General features: G+C 61.8%; 3 protein-coding genes. All 3 read right to left on the bottom strand.

All coding sequences use genetic code 11. The features are described from left to right. On the bottom strand, positions 1-172 hold a 172-nt coding region (locus AC1D15_RS32835; protein WP_477829359.1), incomplete at its 3' end, for an Nmad2 family putative nucleotide modification protein. A 7-nt stretch (positions 173-179) separates the two neighbouring features. Beyond that, positions 180-704, bottom strand: coding sequence for a TIR domain-containing protein (locus AC1D15_RS32830; protein ID WP_477829358.1), 525 nt, complete (start codon positions 702-704; stop codon positions 180-182). Between the two features lie 69 nt (positions 705-773). Continuing rightward, a partial coding sequence (locus tag AC1D15_RS32825; RefSeq protein ID WP_477829357.1) for a Fic family protein occupies positions 774-1,290 on the bottom strand: 517 nt, incomplete at its 5' end.

Here is a 1,290-nt window from a genome sequence, read left to right as displayed (position 1 = left end):
AGACCAACCTGGGCATGGGGCTGTCCTCAGCGGACGCAATGCCGGCAACCCAATCTCCGACAGCAGCTCGTTGCCGAATGTTGGGCTTGCAAGTCGCCAGAGTACAGGTCCCGCCGAACGGGTTCGGCGCGAATCCGTAGTCGCGTGCAACCACGTAGGAAAACAATCCCATTGACTGATTAACAGGAATAGCTCTTGGTTTGCCGAGGCGGAGTTGCACTTCCGTCAGGACGCTCCCGGTTGTTGATCAATCCTTCGATTGCATCCTTCACCCGATCGCCCTGCCACCCCACAACAGCATCAGCGAGTCGATCCAATGCCTCAGGCATGTCGCACTCGGACTCACCATGGTCCCAGACACCGACGATGCGTTTGCCCAGGCGCTCTGCGCATTCGATTTCCCATTGAACCCACTTGCTGTCTCGAGTTTCAGGCGAAATGAGAACAACGAAGACCGATGCCCAGKCGATACGAGGCATCAAGATCGCCGACTTTATGTATTGCTCATTGGACGCGTCGTTGGGCTTGTCGCTGTTGATCGAGCCATCGCGGACCTCCATGCCCGAAGCGCTCAACAGGTCCTTAAGAGGTTTAAGCCGATGATCATCCTCATGGATGTGGCTGACAAAGATGTGCCTGCGTAGCGGTTCTGTCATGCGCCAGCCCTCCCGAACACTCTTTGTAGCATCGACGTGGATGTCCAACTACCCCAATAGTGATGATGCGGCGGTGCATGTCGAGCAGCCAGCGGTCCGCCACTGGCCTTCTCGACCTCAGCGCGACAGCAGCTCGATGTAAGCCCGGTAGCTGAAGCTGCGGTTCTTCTTCTGCCCGGTCAGCTCGGTCACGATGCCCGACTCTTCCAGCAGCTTCACCGCCGCCGTCGCCGTCGGGAACGTGGTGTCCAGCTTCTGCCGCACCTGCTCGATCGTGAAGCGCGGCATCACCGGCAACAGCTCGAACAGCCGCAGGCTCACGGCACCGATCCGCGGCACCGCCAGCAGGCGCCGACGATCCGCGGCCACCAGGCTGGCAATCGCGACGATGCCGCGCTCGGCTTCGCTGGCGGCGGCCTCCACGGCCTGCAGGAAGAAGCCCGTCCACCCCTCCCAGTCGCCGTCGGTGCGCACGGCCGACAGGCGCCGGTAGTACTCGCGCTGGTGCTGCTTCAGGTAGCCGCTGAGGTACATCAGCGGCTCGGGCAGCAGCCCCCACTGCTCCACCAGCGCCGCGATCAACAGGCGGCCGATGCGGCCGTTGCCGTCGAGGAACGGATGGATGGTCTCGAAC

The sequence above is a fragment of the Rhizobacter sp. P2_H2 genome (genome assembly GCF_056403375.1).
Note: the sequence above shows the minus strand (reverse complement) of the source record. Positions and strands in the feature narration are given on the sequence as shown.